Annotated in this window: 18 protein-coding genes; 5 read left to right on the forward strand and 13 right to left on the reverse strand. The window is 67.4% G+C overall.

Features of this window, described 5'->3' with window-relative positions; genetic code table 11:
* Positions 1-65: 65 nt before the first annotated feature.
* Genes HRU76_15500 through HRU76_15510 form a run of 3 tightly spaced genes read right to left on the reverse strand, consistent with a single transcriptional unit; the run spans position 66 to position 2,345 of the window.
* Positions 66-824 carry a 1-acyl-sn-glycerol-3-phosphate acyltransferase gene (locus HRU76_15500; GenBank protein ID QOJ18907.1) on the reverse strand — a complete coding sequence of 253 codons (759 nt, stop codon included), beginning with the start codon at positions 822-824 and terminating at the stop codon, positions 66-68.
* Positions 821-1,636 (reverse strand): (d)CMP kinase, encoded by an 816-nt coding sequence (locus tag HRU76_15505; GenBank protein ID QOJ18908.1) that lies wholly within the window; start codon positions 1,634-1,636, stop codon positions 821-823. Before HRU76_15505 ends, HRU76_15500 begins: the two co-directional genes overlap by 4 nt.
* Positions 1,548-2,345, reverse strand: a complete 798-nt coding sequence (locus HRU76_15510; GenBank protein QOJ18909.1) for a hypothetical protein — start codon at positions 2,343-2,345, stop codon at positions 1,548-1,550. The genes HRU76_15505 and HRU76_15510 overlap by 89 nt, the downstream gene beginning before the upstream one ends.
* 355 nt (positions 2,346-2,700) lie before the next feature.
* Here HRU76_15510 and gcvH point away from each other — a divergent pair, with 355 nt between their 5' ends.
* From gcvH to HRU76_15525, 3 genes are read left to right on the forward strand one after another with little or no spacing between them, the layout of a single operon-like run.
* A complete protein-coding gene (gcvH, locus tag HRU76_15515) occupies positions 2,701-3,084 on the forward strand; it encodes a glycine cleavage system protein GcvH (protein ID QOJ18910.1) in 384 nt (127 codons plus the stop codon).
* Positions 3,059-3,841 carry an ABC transporter ATP-binding protein gene (locus tag HRU76_15520; GenBank protein QOJ18911.1) on the forward strand — a complete coding sequence of 261 codons (783 nt, stop codon included), beginning with the start codon at positions 3,059-3,061 and terminating at the stop codon, positions 3,839-3,841. The genes gcvH and HRU76_15520 overlap by 26 nt, the downstream gene beginning before the upstream one ends.
* A complete protein-coding gene (locus tag HRU76_15525; GenBank protein QOJ18912.1) occupies positions 3,774-6,380 on the forward strand; it encodes an ABC transporter permease in 2,607 nt (868 codons plus the stop codon). Before HRU76_15520 ends, HRU76_15525 begins: the two co-directional genes overlap by 68 nt.
* Before the next feature lie 135 nt (positions 6,381-6,515).
* Here HRU76_15525 and HRU76_15530 read toward each other — a convergent pair whose 3' ends face one another.
* The 6 genes from HRU76_15530 to HRU76_15555 all read right to left on the reverse strand — a co-directional run bounded on the left by HRU76_15530 (position 6,516) and on the right by HRU76_15555 (position 12,596).
* Entirely contained in the window at positions 6,516-7,940 is a 1,425-nt protein-coding gene (locus tag HRU76_15530; protein QOJ18913.1) for a hypothetical protein, read from the reverse strand.
* On the reverse strand, positions 7,937-8,962 hold the full coding sequence (locus HRU76_15535) for a sulfotransferase (GenBank protein ID QOJ18914.1): 1,026 nt from the start codon (positions 8,960-8,962) through the stop codon (positions 7,937-7,939). The genes HRU76_15530 and HRU76_15535 overlap by 4 nt, the downstream gene beginning before the upstream one ends.
* Before the next feature lie 159 nt (positions 8,963-9,121).
* Positions 9,122-10,099 carry an FkbM family methyltransferase gene (locus tag HRU76_15540; GenBank protein ID QOJ18915.1) on the reverse strand — a complete coding sequence of 326 codons (978 nt, stop codon included), beginning with the start codon at positions 10,097-10,099 and terminating at the stop codon, positions 9,122-9,124.
* Positions 10,096-10,851, reverse strand: a complete 756-nt coding sequence (locus HRU76_15545) for a glycosyltransferase (GenBank protein QOJ18916.1) — start codon at positions 10,849-10,851, stop codon at positions 10,096-10,098. Before HRU76_15545 ends, HRU76_15540 begins: the two co-directional genes overlap by 4 nt.
* A gap of 253 nt (positions 10,852-11,104) precedes the next feature.
* Positions 11,105-12,358, reverse strand: coding sequence for a radical SAM family heme chaperone HemW (gene hemW, locus HRU76_15550; protein QOJ18917.1), 1,254 nt, complete (start codon positions 12,356-12,358; stop codon positions 11,105-11,107).
* A 49-nt stretch (positions 12,359-12,407) separates the two neighbouring features.
* Positions 12,408-12,596: a hypothetical protein gene (locus HRU76_15555; protein QOJ18918.1), complete on the reverse strand. Its 189-nt coding sequence runs from the start codon at positions 12,594-12,596 to the stop codon at positions 12,408-12,410.
* A 190-nt stretch (positions 12,597-12,786) separates the two neighbouring features.
* Here HRU76_15555 and HRU76_15560 point away from each other — a divergent pair, with 190 nt between their 5' ends.
* On the forward strand, positions 12,787-14,157 hold the full coding sequence (locus tag HRU76_15560) for an adenylosuccinate synthase (protein QOJ18919.1): 1,371 nt from the start codon (positions 12,787-12,789) through the stop codon (positions 14,155-14,157).
* A gap of 96 nt (positions 14,158-14,253) precedes the next feature.
* Positions 14,254-15,060, forward strand: coding sequence for an isoprenyl transferase (locus HRU76_15565; GenBank protein ID QOJ18920.1), 807 nt, complete (start codon positions 14,254-14,256; stop codon positions 15,058-15,060).
* Between the two features lie 133 nt (positions 15,061-15,193).
* Here the strand turns inward: HRU76_15565 and HRU76_15570 are convergent, their stop codons facing one another.
* The 4 genes from HRU76_15570 to HRU76_15585 form a co-directional block, all read right to left on the reverse strand.
* A complete protein-coding gene (locus HRU76_15570) occupies positions 15,194-19,804 on the reverse strand; it encodes a Tad domain-containing protein (GenBank protein ID QOJ18921.1) in 4,611 nt (1,536 codons plus the stop codon).
* Positions 19,805-19,915: 111 nt separating this feature from the next.
* Positions 19,916-21,328 (reverse strand): prepilin-type N-terminal cleavage/methylation domain-containing protein, encoded by a 1,413-nt coding sequence (locus HRU76_15575; protein QOJ18922.1) that lies wholly within the window; start codon positions 21,326-21,328, stop codon positions 19,916-19,918.
* Positions 21,328-22,398 (reverse strand): prepilin-type N-terminal cleavage/methylation domain-containing protein, encoded by a 1,071-nt coding sequence (locus HRU76_15580; GenBank protein ID QOJ18923.1) that lies wholly within the window; start codon positions 22,396-22,398, stop codon positions 21,328-21,330. The genes HRU76_15575 and HRU76_15580 overlap by 1 nt, the downstream gene beginning before the upstream one ends.
* A complete protein-coding gene (locus HRU76_15585) occupies positions 22,395-23,237 on the reverse strand; it encodes a prepilin-type N-terminal cleavage/methylation domain-containing protein (protein QOJ18924.1) in 843 nt (280 codons plus the stop codon). The genes HRU76_15580 and HRU76_15585 overlap by 4 nt, the downstream gene beginning before the upstream one ends.
* Between the last annotated feature and the right edge of the window lie 2 nt (positions 23,238-23,239).

A 23,239-nucleotide genomic window follows, 5' to 3' on the forward strand; every position in this document is an offset into this window, starting at 1 on the left:
ACGACGTGAAGTTCGTGCCATCCTCGAACCACACGAATCTCGCCTGGAACCCTGATCGGCGGGAATCACGCCTCCGTCGAACCGATCGGCGGCGGCCCCTCCCACGCGGGCAGATCGCCGCTGGCTTCCACGGGAAAGCGTCCGCGTGATCGCTGGCGGATCTCCTGCCTCAGCGCCAGCCGTCTGGCCTCGATGGTGCGGCGGAGGGCCTCGATGTTCCGCTCCGCGCCGGCGCCGACGAACGCCTCGTGGGGAATCACCGGATGCGCCCGCACGATGATCCGGCCGCTCAGGCGGGGCAGCGGGCGACCCGCGGGCCATACGTCGTAGGCCCCCTCGATCGTCACCGGCAGCACCGGCGCCCGGGTGCGCTTGAGGATCACTTGAAATCCGCGCTGGAAGGGGCGCACGCGACCGTCGCGCGTTCTCCCGCCCTCCGGATAGATGATGACCGCGTGCCCGGCGTTGACTTCGTCGATCGCCACCCGGATCGTGGCCAGGTCACCCTTGTGTTGATCGACCGGCAGCGCCCCGAAGAGCGAAATGAGCCGGCCGAACGGCCCGAACCGGAACAGTGAACTCTTAGCCATGGCGCGAAACGTGCGCGTCCACGCCAGCATGCCAAGCAGGATCGGGTCGAGGTAGGACTGGTGGTTGGCCACCACAATGAGCGGACCGCGGGGGGGAATGTGCTCGCGCCCCTCGAGTTGAAGGCGGTAGAGCACGCCCATGGTCAGGCAGAAGAACCGCCGCCCGAAGAACAGGGCGACCTGGTTGCTCAACGGGGCGCGGTCGCCTCGTGAAGCCCATGCCTGTCGGGTCACGTGACGTCCCCCGAAGCGCCGGCGCTTCCCACCCTTGCCGCCACCCGCGTGCGCACCTCGTGCTCCAGTCGATCGACCACTTCATCAAGCGTGAGCCGGCTCGTGTCGATGACCAGCGCGCCGTGCGGTTTGATGAGCGGACCGTCCGCCCTTGAGCCATCCAGTCGGTCGCGTCCCTGGATGTCCGCCAGCACATCGTCGAAGTTGACCACCTTGCCGGCCAAGGCCATCTGTTCGACACGTCGCGTCGCCCGGACGTGCGGGTCGGCGTCGAGGTAGAAGCGAACCGCCGCGTCCGGAAAGACCACCGATCCCTGGTCCCGTCCCTCCGTGACCAGCCGCGGATGCCGACGGGCGATGATCCGCTGGCGCTCCACCAGCTCGCGGCGCAGCGCCGGCTGACTCGCCACAATCGAGACGCATCCGCTTACGTCCAGGTCACGGATGCGCTTCGTGACGTCGCGTGCTCCGAGCAGCACGCGCGGCGGGTCGGCGCTCCAGTCAAAGTGCAGATCCGCCTGGCGAACCGCCTCGGCGAGGGCCGGACCATCCGTGGGGTCGATTCCGCGCTCGATCGCCAGCAGCGCGGCGGCGCGATACATCGCCCCGGTGTCGAGGAACTCCAGCCCCAGGCGCGACGCCAGGCGGTGCGCCACCGTCGATTTGCCCGTGCCGGCGGGACCGTCGATCGTGATGATGACGTCGCCTGGCACGGGACCGTCCTCACTCGTCGGCGGCGACGGGCTCGTGAGCGTCAATGGCCGCCTGGAGGATATCGCGGGCTTTCTCGATGACAGGGATGGGGTCGTCATGGCCCACGTAGTCGATGGCGAGGGTGTTGGTGAAGCCGACGGAGCGGATGGCCTGCACGCACTCCGCCAGATCGTAGCCCGGCTGCCGGCCTCCGCGACCGAAGTCGGCCACCGTGGCATGAATCGCTCCGGCGTACGGGGCGATCTTGCGCAGATACGTGATGGCGTCCTTGCTCTTCGCCGCCGCCCCGAAACTCGGGAGCGAGCCGATTCGGAACCCCCCGACGCGCTTGATCAGGTCCGTCAGTCGCTCGGGATCGGCGGTCAAACCCTCGTGCGGCGAAAGAAGCAGGTTGAGCTCCACCCGCTCCACCACCGGCATGACTTCACGCAGACGGGCCGCCGTGATCTCGAATGCGTCATCATTCTCTGGCGACTCGACGCTGATGGCCAGCGAGTTGCACCCCAGACGGGTCGCGGCCGAGGTCAGTCGCCTCAGCCGATCCTGCGCCGCCTCCGGCTTCCTGACGAAGTTCTGCGGCGTGTCCTCGATCAGCACCAGGCAGGGGCACGCGGCCTTGTCGGCACGGTCACGCAGGGCGTCGAGGTCGTCCATTCCCCAGCCGGCCAGCAGGGATGCATTGACATTGAGCCCCCGCAGCCCCAGCTGCTGAATGGCGAACTGCGGCGCCTCCAGCAGTTGCCTGCGACGGTCGGCGCCCTTGCGCCAGGTCCGGGCCAGACTGCCGACAGCCAGCGTGAGGATCATGGGGGCCTCTCGATGAGCAGGGGTCGCCGAGTCTATCGACCGGCTCTGAATCGGCAAGCACAACGAAGACGAAAAGAAAACGCCGACCCGCAAGAGGCCGACGTTTTCCGGAGGGGAGAAAGATCTTGTGCAACAGCCCGGCCGGTGCCTGTCATGCACGGCTCACCATTTTATCGTACCTCGGGATTCGCGCGTGTCCAAGCCGGAGTTGACACATTTTGCCCATTTTCTCAACAAGTTCCCAAGATTCCGCGCCGGTGGATGGTTTGGTTCATGTCGGCAATGCAGGGGGAGTTTGAACTGTCCCGCCGCTCCACTATGATGCCCCGCCTTTCGACCCCCAGGAGCCCAATCCATGCCCAGCCCGAGCGATTGCCGCTTCTCCGAAACCCACGAATGGCATCGGGTTTCGGGGAATACGGTGACTATCGGCATCACCCGGTTCGCCGCCGATGAACTGACCGACCTGACCTACGTCGAACTGAAGCCGGTTGGGACAAAGGTGGCCGCCGGAGGAGCCATCGGCGAGGTCGAATCGGTCAAGACCTCCAGCGAGGTCTATTCCGCCGTCCCGGGCGAGATCGTCGAGGTCAACCCGGAAGTCGTGAAGGATCCCTCACTGGTCAACACCGACTCGTTTGGAAAGGGCTGGCTGGTGAAGATTCGGGCCGCCGACCTTTCCCCACTGGACGGCCTGATGGACCAGCCGACCTATGACAGCCAGCACCCCGTCGCCTGACGGCGCGGGGAACTCCCATCTTGTCCGGGTGTCAGGCGTCAGGAAGGCCTATCGCATGGGCGATCGGGTCGTGGAGGCCCTGCGCGGAGTTGATCTCGCCATCGTCGAGCCGGGTTTCTACGCCATCATGGGGGCTTCCGGGAGCGGCAAGAGCACGCTCCTTCACCTGCTGGCAGGGCTGGACCGCCCTGACGCCGGATCGCTCCAGGTGGCGGGATGGACGCTGGAGTCGCTCTCGGAGCGACAGTTGACCGAATATCGACGCCATCGCATCGGCATCATCTTTCAGCAGTTCAACCTGATTCCCACGCTCTCGGCCATCGACAACGTGATTCTGCCCGGACTCCTGGGGGGTCGGTCCCGCGGCGAACTGGTCGATCAGGGGCAGTCGCTGCTCCACTCCCTCGGACTGAAAGACCGCTCGAACCATCGCCCCGACGCTCTGTCCGGGGGCGAGCAGCAGCGCGTGGCCATCGCGCGGGCGCTGCTCTATTCGCCTCCCGTGCTGTTCGCCGATGAGCCGACGGGGAATCTTGATTCGGGCAGCAGCGAACAACTCTGGCGGGTGCTGCGTCAACTGGCGGAGGAGCGGGGCGTCACCGTGGTGATGGTGACGCACGAGCCGACCGCCGCCATTCACTGCCGCCGCGTCCACGTGCTGCGCGACGGTCGATTCCAGGGATCCTTCGATGTCAACGGCGCTGATGCGGCCGAGCTGGCGACTCGGTATCAACAACTTGGCGGGGCGCCGCGGTAGGACCGCCCTGCTGGTCGCCGCCGTCACCTTCGCCTCGGCGCTCATCGTCGCGGTGGCGACGGCGATGTATTCCGTTCAGACCACGGTCGAGGGCCGCATCCTCGCCACGCTGGGCGCGGCGGACGCACGCGTCGTTCATCTGTTCAACGGCCGCTTCGACGCCGCCCTCCTCGAAACCGTCCGCGCCTGGCCCCAGGTCGAATCCGCCATCGGGCGCTACAGCGCGGCGATCACGCTGGTGCGGACCGACGGCCGCGTGGACCCCGACACCGAGCTGCCCCTGCGCCTCACGCCGCTGGCCCACGGCATCGACTCGGACATCGAGTTCGCCATGCGGCCTATCGACCTGGCGCGGGGCACGACGCCCCGGCGCCCCGACGAGATGCTCATCGACTCCTACGTCGCCCGACGCATGGACTGGGACGTGGGCGACGAAGCGGAAGTCCAGCGATTCGGCGAACCGCTGCGGCTTCGCATCGTGGGCGTGTACAACCGCCCCACGCTGGGCGCGTTTCAGCGGCCGCAGGTATACGTGACGCGCTCCACCCTGGAGGAGGTCACCGAACGCGATGGACTGCTCACCGACATCGCCATCGACCTTCGATCCGGTACGGATGTCGAGGCCTTCTGTCGCCAGCACGCCCCCGAGGTTCCCGAGCAGCTGGCGCTGGAGCCGGCGGAAATGGTCCGCACGGGCTTCGATCGAAGGGTCTACGCCAGCCGCGTGATGTTCATCCTGGGCGCGCTCTTCGCATTTCTGAGCTGCTCGTTCATCATCGTCATCGGCATGACGACCGGCGTCACCGAACGTCAGCGCGAACTGGCCATCATCCGCTGCATCGGGGCCACGCGCGGCCAGGTCTTTCTGTCGCAGATGTGGGTCGGTCTGCTGGTGGGCGCGGCGGGGGGCGCCGTGGGCATCCCCCTGGGCGTCGGGCTGGCGGCCATCCTGATCCACTTCTTCCGCGAACTGATTCCCGCCGGACTGCAGTTGAGTTGGCTGGGCATCGGACTGGCGGCGGGCGGGTCGATCGGTGCGGGCCTGCTGGGCGCGGTGTGGCCGGCCTTTGAGGCCAGCCGCGTGGCGCCGCTCAAGGCCTTCGCGGTGCGTGCGGCGCCGCCTCGCGCACGCACCGGCTGGCTCATGGCCGGAGCGGCGGCGTGCCTGCTGGTGATGCAGCCGGTTCTGTTCCTTCCCCAGAGCGAGCAGACGCGATTCTGGCTCTACGTCACCACCGCGCTCCCGCTCATGCAGATCGGGTACTTCATCCTCGCGGTGCCGGCGTTCATCGTGGTCGCGCGGACGTTCGGCCCCCTGTTGAGCCGCCTGCTGCAACTGCCGGGCAACCTGCTCACCCAGTCCGCGCTGGCGATTCCGGTGCGATTGGGTCTGACGGCCGGCGCGCTCATGATCGGGGTGGCCATTCTCGTCTCGACGTGGACCAGCACCACGTCCGTGCTTCAGGACTGGCTGGGCAAGATGACCTTCGCCGACGGCTTTGCCTTCAAGCGCGACGGTCTCACGGCGAAGGAGCGACAGACCATCGCCTCGCTGCCCTTCGTGGAGGCCACCTGCCCCATCGCCTACGTGCCGCTGCGCGTGATGAACCACCACCTGTTCGGCGTGCAGGGCATCGCGCCGCCCAACGTCATCTGCATCGGCTTCGAGCCGGACGAGTTCTTCCGCGTCAACCGCGTGGACTGGGTGGCGGGCACGCCCGAGCAGGCGATCCCCCGGCTGCGCCGCGGCGAAGGCGTGCTCGTGGCCGAGGAGTTCCTCACCACCAAAGGGCTGACCGTCGGCGACACGCTCGAGCTGGGCGCGGGACGCGTGGTGCATGCCTACGAGATCGTCGGCGTGGTGTCGGCGGCGGGGTTGGACGTGGCCACGCAGATGTTCGGCATCCGCAACGTCTACAACGAACACGCCATGAGCTGCGTCTTCGCAGACTTCTCGGTGATGAGCGAGCGCTTCGACAATCCCGACATCTTCCTCATGCAGATGAACATCGCGGATTCGGTGACCGATGACGAGGCGAAGTTCGCCATGCACGAACGCCTTCCGGGGGTGCTCTTCGTCTCGGGCCGGTCCATCAAGAAGGCGATCGACGAGGTGGGTGCGGCGATCCTCGCCGTGCAGACCACGGTCGCCTTCGCCGCCCTGGTGCTGGCGTGCTTCGCCGTGGGCAGCGTGCTGGTGGCCAACGTGAACAGCCGCCGCTACGAGTACGGCGTGCTTCGGGCCGTCGGCGCCTCGAAGGCGCATCTGGCGAAACTGGTCCTGGGAGAGGCGATGCTGCTTGCCGGCGCCGCCGCCATCGTCGGCACATTCTTCGGCCTGCACACGGCGGCGGTGGACGTCCGCTTCTACCGCGACCTGGGCGGCATCGTGCTGCAGTACCGAGTCCCGTGGACGCCCATGCTGGTCGGCTGGTGCGTGCTGCTGGCGCTGACGCTGCTGGCCGCCATCCCCGCCTGCATCGGCCTGGTCCGGCGCACCCCCCGGCAACTGCTGGCGACGGGTCGCGGCGGGGCCTGAATCCCTCATGCGGATTTCAGCTGAAAGTCGGTCGGTTCGTGGGTGGCGCGACGCTCCGCGCCGTGCGCCTCGATGGCGAGTCACGGAGCGACTCGCTCCCATCCCATGACGCCCGGCGAACGCATGGGATTCGTATCACCCGTGCCGCGCCCCCATCAACCAGTCATTCGCCAGGGAGACCAGCATCCCCGCGTGAAGCAGGGTCTGGAACACGGCAACAGGCCACGGCAGGAGCCGCAGCCATACCACCGGCATCAGCACCGCCCAGACGACCAGATACCGGTCGTACACCGGCCCGGCGGTGATGATGTACAACGGCAGGCCGCAGGCCAATGTCCAAAAGGCCAGACGCGATGCGGCTTTGTCGTCGTGCCCGGCGTGAGGCGGCGCCGTTGACTCAGGCGAGCCGCCTCGGGCGCGCCGCCCCAGGACGATCATGGAGGCGATCGACGCCGCCCCGGCGCCGGCCAGCAGAGCCAGCGCCCACGCGCGGACCCACCCCTCGGGCGTGATGGAGCGCAGCGCCGTCGTCACCACGCCGGCGTATTCGGCCTGCTGCTTCACTTCGCCGCTGGGCAGCGTGTAGACCACCTTGGCGGACAGATCGGGCGGGAACGCCAGCCCAAGAGCGACTCCCGCCGCACCGGCCGCGAGGGGAAGCCGCCAGCGCCGCCGCGCCGTCGGCGCCAGCGCCGCCGCAACCAGGAACGCCCCCGTCCACGGCAGCACGGCCGCGAGCAGGTACGTCAATCCATCCACGCGGAGGCCGAAGCCGAAGAGCCCCTGGTAGTCCGACGTGACCATCCCACCCCAGCGAAGATACAGGGGCAGGCGGCTCAGCCCGGCGAGCATGCACGCCGCCAGCCACGGCCAGCTGGCGAATCGCCGTCGTTCGATGGCCGTCAGCGCCGCGGCCCCGGCCAGCGCCAAGGCGTGCGGGCGATGGTGGAGCAGCATTGAAAGGGTGACAGTGAAAACGGTCAGCGCCAACCAGTCGAGGCGCGGCGACGGATGGGATGCATGGACTGCTCCTTCGGCTCCGGCTTCGGCTTGCTTCGACAACCCGCGCATCGCCGCCCACATCATCCACAGCGCCAGCAGGTTGAACGATGGTTCGCTCATCAGCAGTTGCGCCACGAAGGCGTTGTACGGCGCCAGCCCGTAGAACAGTCCGACAAGCGGCCAGACGGGCGGCGTCACCCCCGCCCGCCGCGCGATCAGGAGAAGCGGCCACGCACCGAGGATGAACCACCCCAGCGACACCACGCGCATGGCATGGATCGAGTCACCCAGCACCTCCCCCGGCAGCGCGTACATCCAAAAGAACACCGGCCCCTTGACTTCCTGGTAGTCAACGGCGGTACGCATGCTCCAGCCATCGTGGAGAATTGCGTCGATCGGCGCCTTCATCAGGTACTCGTCGCGCACGTTGGGCAGCGAACGGACTCGCGTGCCGAAGTGCAATCCCAGCGCGATGACGATCACGACGCCCATCGCCAGGGTGAACCACCCCGCGGCGCGGTGCGGCGCGCTGAAAGGTTCCGTCGAGTGGTGCGTCACGGGGATGACTCCGTGGGCGACGCCGGAGAACGCGGCGGTGAGGCGCGGGTTTCATCCCGCGCACTCCGGCCTGGTTTCAGCCAGCGCCAGAGATACCCCAGCGTCGATCCGCCCACGCGCGAGCGCAGGTCGAGGTAGTTTCGCACCGCCCACCACGGCAGCCGCAGCATCGACCACGCGATGCGAAGCGGCGCGAAGGGGGTCGGGCGCGGAGTGAATCCATGCGTCCGCATCGCCCGCCCGGCGATCAGCCGCATCCAGAAGAGATCCTCCGGTTGAAGGTGGGGTCGCACCCCGCCGGGAAAACTGGTGTTGTCGGGCGGCACGCGCTCGGCAATCGGCTCCACCGGCAGCCCCAGAAAACGCTGAACGCGCTCCAGCGTGCCCGCCGCGTCCACGCGAAGCAGATCGAAGGGCGTCACCAGCGAGCGATCCGGATGCCGGGTCGCCACGTCCGCCGCGGTGCGGATCGAGGCGCGCCAGATCAGCGCCGCCGCCAGCGGGTGATACCGACGGGCGAAGGCGATCCGCACGCGCTCCGCCTTGCGGTCGCCCTGGTGCTTGTACGAGAGCATGAACGAATAGGGCTCGCGCACCATGACCACGAATCGCGCCTCGGGCAGGTGCGCCAGAATGCGGTCGATCCAGTTGAGGTGGTGCGGCGTCTTCTCGATCGCCAGCGGCTTGCCTTCCGCCTCGGCGATGGCCCGTGCCAGCCGCCGGAAGCACGCTCCGGGCGTCATCGGCGGCGCGTCGTCCGGGAACAGCCGCTCGACCAGCGGACCGATGTCCCGGAGCGTCAGTCGCTTCAGCGATCCCGGCCCGCCCCCGGCGGTCGAGTGAATGCACGAACCGTCCGCCAGCAGATGCCGCCGCAGCTCGCGGTACTGCGCGGCATGGTACAGCCCATCCGGCGCAGGGGGTACGTAGCGCCGTCCGAAGAACATCGACTCGCCGAACGCCGCCGCCTGCGAGTGCTCGTTGAGGCACTTGCACATCCACTGCGTGCCCGCTCGGGACATGCCTGTGATAAAACCGGCGAGGCACGATGGTCCGGAGAAAGATTCGAAGTGCCGGGTGCCGGGTGCCCGGTGCTCCGTGACAACTGGCGGATGCAGCTCGGCAACAGTGTCGCCGTTTCCCTGCACACGATCAGGATGACTCGGCCCGATCGTCATGGCTCACAGCGTCTCCGCATCGACGCGCGACAGCACCACATCCACCCGCGCGGTCAGATGAGAGAGATCGGCCCGAAGCCGCCTCGGGGGCGAGACATCCTCCGACCACAGCAGGCGCCAGGGCCAGTAATTGTTCGGCACGGCGTAGACGTGAAACCCCGCCGCCAGAAAGGGCCGCAGCACGTCCGCCGACGTGACGCCCGACTCACGCCACCAGTGAGGCGAGAGTTCCACGACAATTTCGACCTCGGGCGACAGTCGATCGAGCAGTTGCGCGAATCCCGCCAGGACGCGATTCTCGCCCCCTTCCACGTCGATCTTGATCAATCGGGCGGCGGACAGCTCCGCATCCGACAGCAGGTCGCCCGGCGGGGCGGCCCGCACCCCCCCTACCCGCCTCATGCCGCGGTGCGGCTCGGTGGAGGTCAGCCCCACGTTGTGCGATGGACCGGCATAGAGATCCAGCATGCCTGGATGATCGGAGACCGCCGCGTGGACCACGCGAACCCGCGGCGCCAGGTTGTTGCGCTCCAGGTTGGCACGCAGGTCGTCGATCATCGCGGGCGAGGCGTCGATGGCGATGACCCGTCCCCGCTCCCCCACCCGTGCCGCCGCGGGCAGCGTGAACGCCCCCACGTTGGCCCCGATGTCGATGAAGGTGTCACCCGGCGCCAGTCGGCGTCGGACAAACGTCAGCAGGTCCGGCTCCCACACGCCGAACAGGTGCAGGTACATCTGGATCAGATCAGGCAGGCGGCTCGTGAACGTCAACCCCAGTCGCGTCGTGGTCGGAACTTCAAGCGGTTCGACCGCCAGCGCCCTCACGCGCAGCAGCGCGTACAGCGCGCCGAACGGCGGCAGCATGAGCGCCACGCGCCACGCTCGCGCGCACGCGCCCACGCGCGGCGACTCCGTCCGCAGCAGCGTCAGCCACCAGCGGACGGGACGAAGCACCACGGCTCGCAGCAGGGAACCCTTCATCGCCCGGTCCGCGGATACGTGCGCGCCACGTACATCAGGTCCATTCCGACGCGGAAGAAATCGGTCATGCGAATCTTCGACCCCTTCACGTCGCGCCACACCATGAGCGGCATTTCAAAGATCAGGTCACGGACGTGCGGAACGCCGCGACCATCCCACACCTGGGCCATGCGTGCGATGATCTCCACGTCAAAAACCCAGCGCGTGCCGAACGGCTTCTCGAAGACGGACCTGAGCCGGTCGGACGCTCGGAACAGCTTGGCCCCGCACTGCGTGTCGTAGATGGGGATGCCCAGCGCCAGCACCGCGAGCGTGGCGAAGACGCGCCCGACGTAGTGCCGCAGCAGCCCTCGACGAACGTGGCGCCCGAGCAGGTTGACGCGCGATCCGAAGACGGCCTCCAGATCGGGTCGGGAGTCGAGAAACGCGCGAAACTGAATGGCGTCCTCCAGCGGCGTCGCCAGGTCAGCATCCCAGAACCCGACATGGGTCGGATGACGGTCGAACGCCGCCAGGAACCCCCGGCGAACGGCTTCCGCCTTCCCCATGTTGCGTGGCAGGGTGAGGGCCGCAATCCGACCCGGTCTCTGCGCCGCCAGCCGCTCCAGAATCGTTCCGGTTTCGTCCGTGCTGCCATCGTCCACGCAGAGCAGGTCAATGCCCTCCGCACCGTCCACGAAGTTCAGAAACGCACGCTCATCCAGCCGCGCGGCCTCGTTGTAGCACGGAATGACCAGAATGGTGGGTGACATGAGGCGCAGCGGCAATCATGAGCGTCAGGCATTGAGCATCAGGCGTCAGCCGGTGGGTCCGTGGTCATTGGGTGGGGGTGGTCGGTTATCGGTACGATTCGCACGCAGCACCTGACCCCCGCGTGCAGAGGTTTATCGGCATCCCGGCGAGGCGCCCAAAGCAGAACTCCGCCGCCGGATGATCGGTCCATTGCTACTCCCGGGTCACGCTGGTTGTTCGCACACGGGCGGCTGCCTGGCGCGACCCGAGACGTCAGACCAGGTCGGCGAGGATGGAATCGGCGACGAGCATCCCCTGACGGGTAAGACGGATGCGATCCTGATGCAACTCCATCATCCGCGCCTTCATGGCCTGCTCAATGACCCCCCATCGACCCTCCGCATCATCGGCCAGCCATGTCCGCAGGTCGGCATGAAGCAGCCCTTCGCGAAGCCGCAATCCGAGCATGAGCCGCTCGCCCAGACGTCGATCGGCGTCCATCCCTTCCACATCCGTCACGGGCGACCAGGGGGTCACCGCCAGATAGTCGCTCAGCCGCGGTACGTTCTTCCAGCGAACCCCGTCCAGATGACCCGAGGCGCTGGGCCCGAACGCCCACCAGTTGCCGTTCCTCCAGTAGTGCAGGTTGTGACGGCTTGCCATGCCCGGACGTGACCAGTTGCTGATCTCGTACTGCTCGAACCCTGCCTCGGCCAGACGGTCCAGCGCGGACTCGTACATCGCCGCCTCGACCTCCTCATCCACCGGTTCAATGCGTCCGGCCCGCAGACGGACGGTCATGGCCGTGTTCGGCTCATAGGTCAGGCCGTAGCAGCTGAGGTGCATGGGTTCAAGCGCGACGGCCTGTTCAAGGTCCGCCAGCCAGTCGTCCACCGTCTGACCGGGAATGGCGAAGATCAGGTCGAGATTGAGATTGGTGATGCCCGCGTCGCGGAAGATCATCATGGCCCGCTCGACGTTCGCAGGATCGTGCCATCGCTCCAGCGTCTTGAGGTGACGCGGGTGAAACGACTGTGCCCCGATGCTGACGCGGTTGACGCCTCCCTGCGCCAGAATCGCGGCCAGTTCCGGCGTCACCGTTTCGGGGTTGGCCTCCACGGTGAACTCCGCCTCAGCCGCCGGACGCAGGCAGCGGCGCAGCTCCGGCAGCAGGCGTCGCCACAGATCCGGACGCAGCAGCGTGGGGGTTCCGCCGCCGACGAAGATCGTTTCAAGGACATCGCCGTCCGTGCCTCGGAAATTCGCATAGGCCCGCAGTTCGGCGATCAGCCGATCCACGAACGGCTCCTGTCGGTCCTTCGCGTCAACGAAACTGTAGAAGTCGCAGTAGTGGCACTTGTGAAAACAGAAGGGAACATGCAGGTACGCGGCGTGGATGCGGCTCAATGGTGACAGCCCGACGGCCGCCGCCGTCTGAATGTCATCGATTCCGGCCTGGGCCTGACCGGATCGCGCCGATTCCCGCTGGGGAAGCGGGAACGAAGCCGCCGTCGATTGCTGGTTCACGCGGGAATCGTACGCGGACCGCGCCGCACCGCGCTCCATCGCCGGATCGTCAGCCGACCTTGTCGGAGGAATCTTCGACCTTGGCGGGGGCGGCGGACGCCTTGTCGTCCGTTGCGGGAACGCGCACATTGCAGCCGCACTGGCGGCATCGGACAACCCGGCCGCGGGCGGCATCCGGCACCGCCAGCACGCAGCGACAGGCCAGATTCGGGCACATGATGTGGAGCGTCTTCTGCATGTTCCAGCATCGCTCGCGCATGGACAGACCGCGCGTATCATCGACGGTTCCGGGAACCGACTTGAGCGCGTGGAATCGCCGGAATGGCCGTCAGAACCGTGACAGACGGCCCAGCCGGACCGATCGGAATGCTTCCGGGTCGGCTCGGATTCACCGCGCCCGGTGCCTCTTCCGCGTCGAAAGGATCGACATGGCTTCCGCTTCGTCCCACGTCGCCCGATCGCCTCATCGCTCGCAAGTCACCTCTGACCATCGGCACACGGCCGTGGTCGGCCTGCAGTGGGGCGACGAGGGAAAGGGCAAGATCGTCGATCTGCTCACCGCCGACCACGACGTGATCGTGCGATACAACGGCGGCGCCAACGCGGGGCACACCGTGGTCGTGGGCGACCAGAAGTACGCCATGCACCTCCTGCCCTCGGGGGCGCTCAACGCCGACAAGATCAGCGTCATCGGCAACGGGGTGGTGGTGGACCCGGAGAAGCTGCTGGAGGAGATCGACCGGCTCCGCGCCCGCGGCATCGAGGTGGGGCGCAACCTGTGCGTGTCGGATCGCGCTCATGTGGTCATGCCCTACCACAAGCAGCACGACGCCGCGCTCGAGCAGGTGCTCACCGGCGCGGTCAAGGGCGGGGCTGACGACCTCTCCATCGGCACCACGCGACGGGGCATCGGACCGGCCTACGCCGACAAGGTTCATCGCTCGACCAGCATCCGCATGGGCGATCTGCTCGACCGCGCCCTGCTGCAGCGAAAACTCAACCTGATCTGCCGGCTTCGCACCGAGGAGCTCAAGGCCCTGGGCGTCGACGCCCCACCGCTCGACCCCGACGAACTCACCCGCACCTACGCGGCGTTCGGGCAGCGGCTGGCGATGCACATCACGGACACCACCTACCTGCTGCACGACCTGATGGCCCAGAACAAGGCCCTGCTCTTCGAGGGGGCCAACGCCTGCCTGCTGGACATCGACCACGGAACCTACCCCTACGTCACCAGCTCCAACTGCTCCACGCTGGGCATTCCAGCGGGCACCGGCGTGCCATGCCGCCACGTGCAGCGCGTCATCGGCACCATGAAGGCCTACACCACGCGCGTCGGCGCCGGACCATTCCCAACCGAGGAGCTCGGACCCATTGGACAGCGCATCCGCGAACGCGGACGCGAGTACGGCACCACCACAGGCCGGCCCCGGCGCTGCGGATGGCTGGACCTGGTGGGCGTTCGCTACTCCGTCATGCTCTGCGGCGTCACCGAAATCGCCTGCATGTGCCTCGACGTGCTCTCCGGGCTGGATGAGGTGAAACTCTGCGTCGGCTACCGGCTGCCTGACGGCACGACGACGGATCGCTTCTTCCCGGACGCGGAACGCCTCACGCGCGTGCATCCGATCTTTGAAACGCTGCCCGGCTGGCGCGAGGAGATCGTGGACGCCACCGACCGCGGCGCCCTGCCAGCCAACGCCCGACGCTACCTGGAGCGCATCGAGCAGGTGGTGGGCGTCCCCATCGCCATCGTCAGCGTCGGGCCGGAGCGCAAGCAGACGCTGGTGGCCGTCTGACATGATCGAACGAACCGGCGCCGCCGGGATGTCGTAGCAGTCCACTCCACCCATGCTCCGCAAGCCCGACATTCGACGCGTCCCGATCGTATTCGCATGACCACGCCCCCGATCACGTCCGCTCCCGCCTCCACCCTGCCCGATACGCCCACGCTCCGGCGCGGCGCCGCGGAACGGCTGAGCATCCCGCTCGATCGGCTGCCCCGGCACATCGCGGTCATCATGGACGGCAATGGCCGCTGGGCGAATCGGCGCGGGCTGCCGCGCCTCGAGGGCCACAAGGTCGGCGCCGAGGCGGTGCGCCGCACCATCACGGAATGCGGACGACTGGGCATCGAAGTTCTCACGCTCTATTCCTTCTCGCAGGAGAACTGGAAGCGCCCCGCCGACGAAGTGGACGGGCTGATGTCACTGGCACTCCACCACCTGGTGGCGGAGCGTGAGGAGCTCATCCGCAACAACGTGCGCTTCCGCTCGATCGGGCGACGTGACCGGCTCGCCCCCGCGGTGCTGCGCGAGCTTGACGCCACGCGCCAGGCCACGGCCCACTGCACCGGGCTCACGCTGCTGCTGGCGATCAACTACGGCTCGCGGGCCGAGATCGTGGACGCCTGCCGCTTGCTGGCCCAGGAGGTCGCCGCGGGACGATTGCAGCCGCACCAGATCGACGAGCACCTGTTCGCCTCGCGGCTCGATACCGCCGGCCTGCCGGACCCGGACCTGCTCATCCGCACCGCAGGCGAGCGGCGGCTGAGCAACTACCTGCTCTGGCAGCTCAGCTACGCCGAGATTCACGTCACCGACGTGCTCTGGCCGGATTTCGCGGAGCCCGACCTGCATCAGGCCATTCTCGACTACGCCGGGCGTGAGCGACGCTTCGGCGCGGTGGCGGTGAAGGGTTGAGGCGCCGCCGCCAGCCCCACACAGAAAGAAAAAAAGCCGTGCCCCCGCGTCTGGAATGAGCGTGACGGGGCACGGCCTGAGTTGGCGGACTGGATGACGGCGACCCACCATTCGCGGACGCCGCCCGGATGGTTCAGTTGGGAACCTCCTCGAAGAACAGAATCTTCGGTGAATCGCTGGGCCGGTTGACGTTGGAGCGATCGACCAGCATCACATATCGCTTGTCGCTGACGATGAACTCCGGATTCAACCCGTTCCAGACGCCGGTGGACGGATCGCGCCGCACCGTGCGCACGCGGTAATACACCACGAACACATCGCTGCGGGTGGTGATGAGGTTGGAGATGCCGGCGTGAAGCAGGTTGGCCTCCTCCATGTCGCGAGCCACCTCATCCAGCACCAGCACGTTGGTGTTGGGGTCGAAGGACTTGACGAGGTGGGCGTCGGTGCTGACGTCCATGTCCACGACGGCGTCGGGGAAGGCGGGATTGCGAAGCGGATTCATCCCGCCATACTCGATGGAGAAACTCTGGTTCCAGCGTGCGTCGATGACCGCGTTGCCGGTGTTGATGCGTCCCGGCTCGCGCAGCAGCCCGACCTCGCCCACGCTGACGATGCCTCGCTCGCCGCGCGTGTCATTGAGCCGCGGGTTGGGAATGTTGCTGGTGGCGCGCTGGCCCCGACCCGCGTACTTGGGCAGGGGGTCATCCAGCGGACCGGCCGTCACGTAGTTGCCCAGGCGGTCGCGGTAGGCCTCGATGGCCTCCACGAACCGGGTGCGCCCCACGCCGTAATCCACGGTGGGATCGAGGTGCGGCATATTGACGCCGCCGTCGTCCAGGTTCGTGGCGTGCAGGAAGCGGTAGGCGTGCGGCATGGCGCGCATCACCTCGCGCGAGGCGGTGTTGATGTTGATCAGCCCCGCGGTGAGCCGGCCCGTGTACGCGGCGGCGTTGCGGAAGCGCTGCAGTTCGAGATCCTCCGCGTCGCCCGCGGTGGCGTTGCCGTTGATGTCGAACAGGTAGGCGTTGAAGCCCTCGGCGTCGCAGACCAGGGCGTCGAACACGCGCACGCCCGCGGGCAGGGCGGGGAAGCCATGCCGCAGGTCGCCGGCGTTGTTGGGATCCCCCACGCCGACCACGCCGCTGTGGCGGATCTGCTGATCCCAGAACGTCACAAGCGTGGGCTCCAGCCGCAGGCGGTTGACGCGCCGATCCATGCCGGTCAGCTTGCCGTCGATCATGAACTCGGAGAACGTCTTGATGGTGCCCGCGTCGGCGCCGGATGTATCCAGCGTGTTCAGCCCGTTGGTGAAGCGCAGCAGGTGGCCGTAGGTGAAGACGTTGAGAATCTCGCCCACCTGCTCGAAATCGCCGTCCTTCTGCAGCATCTGCATGGCGAAGTCGAGGTCGATGAACTCATCGACGCCGGTGCCTTCATTCAGGTTGACGTTCTTGTCCCACACCACGTTGGGATTGTTGGCGTAGTTGTTGTTCACCGCGATGAGCGCAGCGCCGGTGTTCGGGTCCAGCGGCAGGAATCGCGTGATCTTGCTGCTGTTCCGGATCAGCCAGTCATGGGCTGTGGCGGACGTATCAAAGAAGTAGCCGTCCTGCTCGGTGCGCACCTCGCGCACGGCGAAGACGTATCGCGGGTTCTTCTCGTCATCATCCTTCAGGCCGTTGCCGTTGATGTCGCGGTCCATGTCGCGCGAGGCGCGGGCGTACTGAATCCAGCGGTTCTCGTTGCTCTGAACCACCAGCACGTTCCACTGCACGCCGGGCAGCGGCTCGACCGTGTCAAGATCGGTCGGCCGAAGCGTGGACGTGCCCAGATCGCGGATCGACTCGCCGAACCCGAAGTCGCGGAACGGATCGGCGGCCTCGGCCCGGATGTCCATCCGGTCGATCAGCACCCGCGCGTTGTTATTGCCGACGTTGGTGACGCGACGGAAGATCTCCACGGCGCGTTCCACGTTGCCGGCGTCGTACACGGCGCGGGTCCGCGACCACTGCGTGGGCACTTCCACGAAGGCGCGGGGAAGCAGTGCGTCCTCGATGTCCAGAGCGTCCTTGAACCCCGCCACGTCGCGCCCGATGGACCAGTAGGTGCGGGTTTCCCCCGGCTCGAGGTAGAGGTTGGGGTCAAGCGACAGGGGGAAATCCTGCCCGTAGACGCGGATGATGAAGTCCTCCAGCGGCAGCCGACGCTCGTACGGGTTGCCGATCTGCACCACCACGATCGTGTGCTGGTTGGAGTTGGACCCGATCACGCGGTTCCCCGGCGCAATGGGCCCGTTGAGCCCGCCGGGGTGGGCCGTCGCCGCCGTCCGGCCGCGCCACTCGTAGACGTGAGCGACGAAGGCCTCCACCAGGAAGGGCTGCATCTCCATGCCCAGGAAGCGGTGCGTGGAGTGATAGGTGCCGAAGTCGTTGGCGACGCCGTTGCCAGCCACCAGCGGGACGCGCACGGCGTCGTCCTCGAGGGACACGTAGGCGATGTCGGCGTCGCGCCACTGCAGCATGTTCGCCGCCAGCCCCGCCGCCAGGCGCGCGCTGGCCGCATGCCGGTTGGGGGAGGTTTCCGCGGCGTCGAAGTTCAGCACGTTGTTGAAGTCGTCGTAGTACGCCGCCGGACCCGCTGGCGGGTTGGAAAGCCCGGGGCCTTCCGTCAAGGCCGTGTAGAGCAGCCACGGCAGGCGGCGGGGCATGACGAAGGCGCCCGCAGGCAGCGTGAGCGGGTTGATGAGCGGCTCGCGCAGGTCCAGTTTCAGGCGCTGCTGCGCCAGGAAGTTCGACAGCGCGGGAGGCGGCCCCAGGTTCGGGTTGGTCCAGCGGTACTCCCACCACATCCAGGGCGGCGAGGTCTCGTTGCGCGCCCCGCTGTAGGTCGTCAGGCGATGACGGTTGTCGTGCAGCATCTCATCGAAGAAGATGCCCGAGCCGGGCGCGCCGACTTCGCGCACATCGAGCTGGTCGATGTACTCCGACGACTCTTCCGCCGCCAGCGAGGCCCGGATGATCTGGTTGGTGGTGCCGGTCACTTCATTCGTGAGCGTCTTCTCCAGGCGGGTGCCGACCCAGGGGGTATTCGAGGCGTGATACATGCGCAGCTCGAGTTCATCGGCGACGCTCCACGGCGTGAAGGACGCCGTGAAAAGCCCGGACGGAAGCGCGGGGTCGTAGGGGTTCAGACCGGCGCGGCGCCAGTAGTCCATGCGACCGTAGGGATTTCGCAGAATGGTTGAGCTCAACCCGGTTTCGCCCAGAACCGTGAAGACGCCGCCTTCCCAGCGTGCAACGCCCTGGAAGACGACCTGCTTGTTCCCCCACGGGCTTCGCACATCGCCGTTGGCCAGCCCGCCGTCGGGGAAGACCGATTCCGAGTTCTCCGGATTGTTCAGGAATCCGACGCCGGAGATGGTGTCGAAGCGGTGCTCGAAGAGCGCCAGGTCGGCGGGGGTGTGTCCCTTGGTGCCCACCTGAACGGGGTTGAGCGACGCGTCGTCGCGTCGGACGAACTGCGTCGCCACGTTCAGGTTGAGCATGGAACTGGCGTCCACGACCCGCATGGCCACCAGCGTGCGCAGGTCGTCGTTGCCCGAGGCGGGCGCGAGGAACCAGTAGGAATCGGTCCAGCCGTCGCCATCCGCATCGGCCAGGATGCGGCTGATGTTGTATCGCGGCGCACCGTTGGGGAAGCCCGCCAGCACGCCGGGCCCGGCGAATTCATCCTGGGGACGCTCGCCGATCTCGTGGGCCAGATCCTGGCCGCCGAAATAGCAGTCGGCCAGGCGGAAGTAGTTGCCGGGAATGCCGGGCGGGCGCATGTCGCGGGCGGTGAAGTCATAGAACCGCAGCCAGTTGGCCCACAGCAGCTGCCAGTTGGCGTCGCCGGGGTAGTAGTTCTTGCCGCGCGCGGTGTTGAAGGTGATAGGCAGCAGCGGCGCGAGCGAGTTGGGCCGCGTGGCGCTGTTCCACTGCTCGATGGGCGTGCCCCACGGGCCGAACTGGGTCGCGTACGGAGCGGAGCCGGAGATGAAGGCGTTGGTGGAGAACTCGATGTTGGCGATGTCGGGTACGAACACCCAGCCGTTGTCGGGCCGCATGGGGTTGGCCATGTGGAGCCAGTGGGTGAAATGCTCCACGTGGTCGGGCGTGTCCGGGTTGCCATCCGCCCCTCCGAACCCGACGGTGTTGGGGGCGGGGAAGAGCCGCCGCTCCGGCTCGGTGCTGGAGAGCCAGCGGGCGTCGTTGGTGCCGGGGTTGCCGGGCAGGTCATCCATGCGCGGCGCGGTGTTGTTGGCCAGATCGACCATGGCGTCGGGCCAGTTGGTCCACGGATAGGTGTGGTAAGGAACCGCGTTCCACGGGTAGTCGGGCACACCGTCACCGTTGGCGTCGCGGTCGATGCCGAAGCGGGCGGCGAAGGGCTCGATTCCCAGCCGGGGGACGTTGGGATCAAAGGGGTTGGTCGCCAGCGGATTGACCGGGCGCGGGAAGAGCGCCTCGCTGATCTGGCGGGCGATGTCGTCGCCGATCACCCGGTGACGGTTGTCATCGAAACTGACGCTGCGCACCGCGCCGGCGGCGACGCGCTCCGCCCGCGTGCGCGAGAGGTACGAGGCGCCCACGATCACCAGGAGCACGAGAATCCCCGCCACGAGCACCAGCACGTTGCCACGTCGCTCCGCGGCGCGGCGGGCGGCGTGTGCGGTGCGGGAGGCCTGGGTTCGCATGGTCATGGTTCGTCCTCCGAAGAAACGCTCGATCCGACCCCCCGCCGCATCCCTCTCCCCGGTCCCCCCGCACGTCATTCCAGCCCTCCCCCCGATTCACGCCGATCGTTCAGACGCTCAGCGGCGCTGGGGCAGGTTCACCACGAACTGCACCACGCGTCCGTTGGGCAGGTTGGTTCCCACGTCGTGCAACCGCATGGTGATGCGCAGGGCGGTGGGCCAGGGCGTGTAGGGTTGCACGCCGGAGACGCTGGTATCCCACGGCTCGCCGAACCCGGCGGCGCCGGGCAGGTCGTGCAGGGGCCGGCTGTGATTGAATCCGAACGTGGCCGAGTAGACGCGCACCTGCGCGTTGCTGGTGTCGAGGAACTCAAACTGCGCGGGGAAGATCGGCCCGTTGGAGTCGACCGTCCAGTCCGCCTGCGAGGCCAGCGTGCGGACGCCTCGCGCCGGGTTGGTGGGCGTGGCGCTGTCGGGCATGCCGAACCACGGCTGCGGGCCGGAGTTGACGCCGTCGGTGTCGCCGTCCAGATTCACTCCGCCGTAGAACGCCGGGCCGGTGGTGAGCGGGTTGACGACGAAGCCGGTGTCGTCGCCATACGTCCACTCGACGATGAAGTCGCTCACCGCGCTTCCCAGGGTCGAGGTGGAGGCGGCATGGTCGGTTCGCAGCGACATGACCACGCCTCGCTCAGCCCGCGGCGTGATGACCGACGCGAGCATGCGCCCCCACTGCTGATTCCATGGACGGGAATCGTTCTGGGTGATGTCGCGCCGGATGTCATTCAGCAGCGAGGCGGCGCCGTCCACCACGCTGTTGCGGATGTCATTGTCCCAGATGGTGGCGGTGGAGGTGCCCTGGTTCAGGTAGACCGTGGTCACGCCGCCGTCGTCGGCCAGCAGGATGTTCTGACGGGCGAGCGTCCAGTTCCGCGCCCCGGGCTGGGTGAGGAACGGGATGTTGCCGCCTGGGTTCTCCAGCTGGATGGAGCCCCAGCGCCACGGCTGCACGTCTGACTCGGATGACGCTACGACCTGGCCGGGATCGAGCGGTGAATCGCCCAGCTGGAAGCCGTGGCCGTAGTACACGCGGGCCGCGGTGCTCTGGGCCTTGCGGTTCTCGCCGATGCCGCCCGCGTTGCGATGAATCTGCGTGGTGTGCAGACCGTCGGTGAAGAAGAGCAGTTGATCGGCGCGAATCCAGGCGTCGGCGGGCAGGTCGGGGTTGAGCAGAAGCCGCGGGGCGGCGCCGTTGACGTCGTTGCGCACCGCGCGGGAGACGATGACGAGGTAGCCGTCGCGCGACATCCGCTCGACATCCTGCCGGATCTGCCGCTCGATGGCGGCGACTTCCTGCATGATGTCGGCGGCGCCCTGCCCCATCGACGTCACCTTGCTGACGCTGGCGAAGATCTTGGAGACGAAGAGGATCACCGCCAGCAGAATGGCCACCGCCACCAGCGCCTCGGTGAGCGTGAAGCCGCGGCGGGCGGGCGCCAGAACGCCAGGATGCCTTGGTGACTTCTTCATCACAGTTCCCTCACCATCACGTAGACCGGGGTGAGCGTCCACCCGTTGGGGTCGTTGGGCGGGATGTACATCACCTGCACCACGGGCAGCGTGGCGTTGCCCGCGAACGAGTAGACGGGAATGAACGGCACGGGGACGGGAGCGCGGGACAGCTCCACCGGGCCGTCGCCGATGCTGCGCCGACCGGAAACGACGCGATGCACGTTGTTGTTGTTGTCCAGCACCCACTGGCCCGGGGCCTGCCAGCCGTGGTCGTAGTTGGTGGGGTCGAACACTGTGCCGGGGTCGGTGTTGGCCACGAACTCATCCCCGGAGGTGCCTGGCGTGTTGTCGCCGTTGAAGTCGATCGACCAGGGGTTGTCCATGCCCGTGCCCGTGCCGTCGAACTGGTTGAAGTGCGGCAGCCAGGGCGCGTTGGGCGCGATGGGATTCTGGGCCACGACGTACGGGCCGGACTCGCCGCCCGATCGGTGAACACGGTAGACGAACACGGCGACCAGCACGCGACCCTGGAACCGACGGAAGGCGCACTCCCACACGTACTGCGGGCCGCCCACCTGGCCGGGCGTCCACATCGGGTAGTAACGTTCTTCCTGCGTGATGACGACCTGGGGCGGCACGGCGCCCCACTTGAGCGGGTTGTAGGGAATTTCGGTGGTGGTGTCGGCCGTCGCCCCGCCGTACTGCGACCCGTAGAACAGGTCGATGGAGCCGGGGGTGATGGGCTTGCCCGACACCGAGTTGGCGGCGTTGGCGTGGAAGGCGGGCCGCCTCCAGCGGGTATCGCCCTGGATGGTGGCCAGTTCGGGATCCACCAGCGGGCGGTTCTGCGCGTCGAGGAACATGCCGAAGTCATCCGGGCTGACGCGGCTTCGGATCAGCTCCAGCGCGTTGTTGGCGATGGTGGGGCCGAGGATGTCATCGGCGCTGCGGCGCTGCTGCGTCAGCCCCACCGGGAAGAGCGAGGCGATGGAGATGACGCCGATGCCCAGCACGAAGATGGCGAAGAGCATCTCGACCAGCGAGAAGCCGCGGAACGACGGATTGACGTGGACGGGAAGGGGTTTCATCGCATGACCACTCCCGTGTAACGGTTGAAGATGACACGATTGGCGTACTCGGTGATGTACGCGCTCAGATTGAGGTTGCGGGTTGCGTCGTCGGACCACGCGGTCGTGTCGTACCGCTCGCGGGCCAGGTCGTCGTTGAACACCGCCAGCATGGGCGCGAAGTTGAGGAAGGGCTCGTCGTCCACCAGGGATTGCTGCCAGTACCCCGTCCCCGATGGCGAGGCGCCGGCGGCGTAGTTCGTGCCCGCCTCCCGCTGAAGCCCGTCGTTGTTGAAGTCCACCCAGATGCGCGCCGAATCGGTCTTGCTGTTGCGCGTCACCAGTTCGCCGTTGGGAGCGAACATCACCGCGATGAGCCGGTTGGGCGCTTCGCCGGCCAGCACCACGGCGGGAATGTGCGACTGCGTGATCCAGATCAGGTCCGCGTTGGCTCCGTACCAGGGCTGGGCGACCTTGATGCCCTTGGGAATGGCCAGAATCTCCGACCCCGCCACCGGCGCGAAGCGGTCGATGACCTGCCCGCTCACCACGTTCGAAACCCCGGTGTACTCGGCGAAGAGGGCTTCGAGATACTGCTCGCGGTCGCCCTCGATGCGGGGACGGAACGTCACGAGCGTCAGCCGCCCGTTCTTCATGGCCAGGGCCCGCGCGGTGCCCAGCGCGGCCTTGACGGTGTTGGTGCCCGAGGAGAGCCGGGATTCACGCGCCACCGCGCCCACGGAGATGACCGTCAGCCCGATGAGGATGACGATGATGCCCATGACCACCAGCAGCTCGATGAGCGTGAAGCCCCCGGCGCGGCGGGAAACGGGTTGGCGGAGCCGTGTGCGGGTGCGCATGG

It is taken from the genome of Phycisphaeraceae bacterium (assembly GCA_015709595.1).
Lineage (GTDB): Bacteria > Planctomycetota > Phycisphaerae > Phycisphaerales > SM1A02 > CAADGA01.

What these genes read in the sequence shown, in the direction of transcription:
- HRU76_15570 (QOJ18921.1), bottom strand. Translation starts at nt 19,804, where the DNA reads ATGACCATGCGAACCCAGGCCTCCCGCACCGCACACGCCGCCCGCCGC.
- HRU76_15560 (QOJ18919.1), top strand. Translation starts at nt 12,787, where the DNA reads ATGGCTTCCGCTTCGTCCCACGTCGCCCGATCGCCTCATCGCTCGCAA.
- HRU76_15555 (QOJ18918.1), bottom strand. Translation starts at nt 12,596, where the DNA reads ATGCAGAAGACGCTCCACATCATGTGCCCGAATCTGGCCTGTCGCTGC.
- HRU76_15545 (QOJ18916.1), bottom strand. Translation starts at nt 10,851, where the DNA reads ATGTCACCCACCATTCTGGTCATTCCGTGCTACAACGAGGCCGCGCGG.
- HRU76_15540 (QOJ18915.1), bottom strand. Translation starts at nt 10,099, where the DNA reads ATGAAGGGTTCCCTGCTGCGAGCCGTGGTGCTTCGTCCCGTCCGCTGG.
- HRU76_15520 (QOJ18911.1), top strand. Translation starts at nt 3,059, where the DNA reads ATGACAGCCAGCACCCCGTCGCCTGACGGCGCGGGGAACTCCCATCTT.
- HRU76_15575 (QOJ18922.1), bottom strand. Translation starts at nt 21,328, where the DNA reads ATGAAGAAGTCACCAAGGCATCCTGGCGTTCTGGCGCCCGCCCGCCGC.
- HRU76_15580 (QOJ18923.1), bottom strand. Translation starts at nt 22,398, where the DNA reads ATGAAACCCCTTCCCGTCCACGTCAATCCGTCGTTCCGCGGCTTCTCG.
- gcvH (QOJ18910.1), top strand. Translation starts at nt 2,701, where the DNA reads ATGCCCAGCCCGAGCGATTGCCGCTTCTCCGAAACCCACGAATGGCAT.
- HRU76_15535 (QOJ18914.1), bottom strand. Translation starts at nt 8,962, where the DNA reads ATGTCCCGAGCGGGCACGCAGTGGATGTGCAAGTGCCTCAACGAGCAC.
- HRU76_15505 (QOJ18908.1), bottom strand. Translation starts at nt 1,636, where the DNA reads ATGACGACCCCATCCCTGTCATCGAGAAAGCCCGCGATATCCTCCAGG.
- HRU76_15585 (QOJ18924.1), bottom strand. Translation starts at nt 23,237, where the DNA reads ATGCGCACCCGCACACGGCTCCGCCAACCCGTTTCCCGCCGCGCCGGG.
- HRU76_15525 (QOJ18912.1), top strand. Translation starts at nt 3,774, where the DNA reads ATGTCAACGGCGCTGATGCGGCCGAGCTGGCGACTCGGTATCAACAAC.
- HRU76_15565 (QOJ18920.1), top strand. Translation starts at nt 14,254, where the DNA reads ATGACCACGCCCCCGATCACGTCCGCTCCCGCCTCCACCCTGCCCGAT.
- HRU76_15510 (QOJ18909.1), bottom strand. Translation starts at nt 2,345, where the DNA reads ATGATCCTCACGCTGGCTGTCGGCAGTCTGGCCCGGACCTGGCGCAAG.